The organism is Planotetraspora mira (assembly GCF_016863275.1).
Classification (GTDB): Bacteria; Actinomycetota; Actinomycetes; order Streptosporangiales; family Streptosporangiaceae; genus Planotetraspora; species Planotetraspora mira.
The window spans coordinates 1-3,294 of the sequence record NZ_BOOO01000075.1 but is presented as its reverse complement, the minus strand read 5'-3'; the positions used below and the strand labels follow the sequence as shown (position 1 = coordinate 3,294).

General features: G+C 68.1%; 3 protein-coding genes. All 3 read right to left on the bottom strand.

Annotation, left to right across the window (positions count from 1 at the left end; translation table 11 throughout):
• The coding region (locus Pmi06nite_RS41475; RefSeq protein ID WP_203958749.1) for a hypothetical protein at positions 1 to 1,151 on the bottom strand (1,151 nt) is incomplete at its 3' end.
• 108 nt (positions 1,152 to 1,259) lie between these two features.
• The gene (locus Pmi06nite_RS41470) at positions 1,260 to 2,717 is read right to left on the bottom strand and encodes a relaxase/mobilization nuclease domain-containing protein (protein ID WP_203958748.1); all 1,458 of its coding nucleotides are present in this window, start codon (positions 2,715 to 2,717) and stop codon (positions 1,260 to 1,262) included.
• A complete protein-coding gene (locus tag Pmi06nite_RS41465) occupies positions 2,714 to 3,139 on the bottom strand; it encodes a hypothetical protein (RefSeq protein WP_203958747.1) in 426 nt (141 codons plus the stop codon). Before Pmi06nite_RS41465 ends, Pmi06nite_RS41470 begins: the two co-directional genes overlap by 4 nt.
• Between the last annotated feature and the right edge of the window lie 155 nt (positions 3,140 to 3,294).

Genomic DNA, 3,294 nt, shown 5'->3' with positions numbered 1-3,294 from the left:
GGCATGTCAGCAGGGGCTCCAGAATCTGACCGCTGTCCCATTCGGCGAACGATCTCCACTTCGAGTTCGGTGATCACGTCCAGAAGGCTGTTCAGCACGGTCAGGCCCGGAACGTGGCGGAGCTCTTCACTTGCGTAGTCCCCGAACAGGCGGGCCATGTCGTCATGGGATATGAGCACTCGGGCTGAGATGTGGCTGCTGGTCAACAGCTCCACGAGCATGGCGCGGGCCACGCCGTCAGAGCCGGCCCCTGCGAGCCCCAGTCCACGGAGCGCCGACAGGGCGACCGCGTAACCGATCGACGTCGCCGATTCCTCCTCGCCAGGAGGCGGCATCTCCGTCGGGGAGCTGAAGCGAAGGAGGCGGTCACCATCGCGGGCGAGGCGGTTCCTTCTCGACCACATGCGCAGCCGACGCCGGAACGAGAAGGCGATGCCCAGGAGTAGCACAGCCACCACGGCTGCCGAGATGGCAATGGGAGAAGGGCCGACGGACGCCGTCTGGTGGCTTACCGCCTGTGCGGCGCCCGGGTTCACCGTGGTCGGCGCGGAACGCGGCTCCACGCCCGGAGTCCTAAGCGCAGGAGGGGCTTCACTCTTCGGGCGTCGGATCCTGTCACCTCGAGCTCCGGCGACGACTTGAGCATGGCCATGCGTTTTCGGGTGGCGCATCTTTCCGGATCGACGCGTACGAGCGACTGTCGTGTCGGGGCGGGCGACGGAAGGTCCGGAACGGTGATCCGTACCCGCCACATCGGGCTGGTGGGTGGCATGCCGGTGTCGCCTTGCAGATTTCTTCGCGTGCGCCTGGCCGCTGTTCTCCTTAGCAGGCTGCGAAGGAGTTCCAGGAGACTGGACCGGGTCGGCTTGCTGGGGGACCACCTGCAACGTGGATCCCTTCGCGGACTTGCTCAGGGCCCGGCCGAGGTCCGGCTGCTGGCCAGTGGCGATCCAGTTCGCGACTTCCTGCTGGAAGTTCGCGCACAGCTTCTCCTCGTCGATGTACCGGTTGGCGGTCTCCCCCAGATGCGGACATCCCGCAGCGGCGAGCGCCGGCACAGCGCCCACAGCAGGCACGCTCATCGCCGCGAGCAGCCCGATGGCTGCCCAGCGACACGCAGCGGAGAAAGCCATGATCGGCACAACGGTCACCCCCGAACGTTGACCACGCCCGAGACATGATCAACTAACCCGCCTGCCAATCTGCCCCGCCAACCAGGACTGCACTCCCCCAGCCGGGCAAAGGACCGTTCGCCTTCTCTAAAGCCGAGGGCGCCGCCTGGCCGACGGCTCTGGTCGAACTGCGGAACGGACAGACTTGCCCGGAACCGGTCCGGAATCCAGCGGAACGCCGGTACGCGGGAAGTCGGCAGCAGCCATCCGTGGCGCGGCCGCGACACCGGTGGCAGCGGTTCGGCTCAGGCGCTGGACCGCCGCCCGAGCCGCCACCGCCTGAGCGAGCCGGCCCTGAACAGCACGCAAATGTGCCACCGCATTCAGCAAAGCCACGATGTTGGCGACCACGGCGCCGGCAGCGAGCGTCGAACCCGACCAGGTCGCCCCGGCGGACGCCAGCATTCGTGCCGCCCGACGCAGGCCGATCCCGGCCGGCGTCGCACCTCCGATCCGGGCGTACGGCTCTCGCGCCGCTCGGTCGAAGGCATCAGCCGCGCTGCGGAGCCTTCGGTCCTTCAGCACGCTCGATGCGACATGCAGCAGGTCGGAGGTGGCGCCGGCGATGTCTGCTGCGGCGTTCGGATCAGTGGCCACCGCTCGCCGGATGTGAGTGGCAGCCGCTGCTGCGGCTTCAGCGGCGTGATCCCACACCTGCCGCCGGTCAGCCGAGTCGAGTGCGCTCGCGGGGTTGTCTCGTCCGGCGTTCCAGCGCGTGCGGAGTTTCGGAAGAGTGAGGTCGGAAGCCAGCTTGCCGCCGCCGAACCAGACCGGTTCTCCCGTGCGGTTGAGCTGGATCGGCAGGGCAACCGCGTAGCCGGTGACCTCGCCGGGGGTCCGCTGGCTGAACCGCTTGCGGACCAGCACTCCGGAAGCCTCCAGCCGGCGGAAGAACTCCTCCTCCGAAGCAGCTCCCGCCGCGGCCGTGGTGGCATGCCGGCGAAGCGTGATTCTCGGAACCTCAGTCCAGCGCCGGCGCCGCGCCTGTTCGGTCTCACTGCGCGTCGGCTGGCGGGCTGCCGTGCGATCGCCGGGAGCTGTCACTTTCAGGCCGTAGTGGCGCTCGACCGCCTGGCAGGCTTCCCGCACCCGGTAGAAGTCGTTCCAGGTCTTCGGCTTGGTCCCGTCCTGGCGCGCGAGGGTGGCCACGATGTGAATGTGGTCATCGGCATGCCGTACCGAGACCCAGCGCACCGCATCGTCATCCCCGCTGGCAGCAAGACCGGTCCGGTTCATGATCTCGTGGGCGACCCGCGCCCACTCATCGTCGTCCAGAACTCGATCATCGCGAGCGGCGCGCGCGACGCAATGCCACACCGGCTCGTCATAACCATCGCCACCGAGGACGGCGAGAGGCTGGTTCAGCAATCCGATCAGATTCCGGAAATCCCGCCCGCCATCCGCGCGGAGAGCCGGCTCCAACTCGGCCGGATGCCGCCACCCCGCCACGAGGTGCGGGTTCACATGCTCGTTGGCTCTGCCCGGGCCGTACAGGTAATAAAGCAGCCCTTCGACGCGCGTCCCGCGAAGCACCTTTCCGATCACCGGATTCGCCTCCGGACCGCTTCCGCGATTCCGTCCAGGCGCTGCACCGCCCGCAAACAAGCGGCCGCGTACGGAAGGAGATTCCCTGGGTCAGCCCCTGTGGCGTTGAGCGCGGCGACCGCCTGGTTGAGGTTCACCCCGATGCGCCGCACCTGCCCCGACGCCTGCATCAGCTCGACCAAGGCTTCCCGAAACGGGTCCGGCATCGGCGGGTTCGCCATCCGCGCCGCCGCCAAAGACGCCTCGGCCGCGTAAGCGCCCTGCGCCAACCCGAGCCGTTCCGCCGCCGCCCGGAAGTCGGCGTACTCCTGCTCGGTCAACACGAACTTCACCACGTACGGCCTCGGCACGGCCTGCCGCTCCCGCCGCCGCTGCCGCTGCCGTACCTTCCTGGACCCTGCTGCCGCTCCCCCATCGGACATGCCTCGACCGCTCCCCCGACGACCGCGCCCGGTCCCTGTTGATCAGAACCCACCCCGCGCACTACCTGCGGAAGTGGGTGGTTCCGATCAACTATGTCCCCCTCTGAATCCCGCCGGATTCAGAGATAATGGGACATTACGAATATCTTGCTCCC

What these genes read in the sequence shown, in the direction of transcription:
- Pmi06nite_RS41465 (WP_203958747.1), bottom strand. Translation starts at nt 3,139, where the DNA reads ATGTCCGATGGGGGAGCGGCAGCAGGGTCCAGGAAGGTACGGCAGCGG.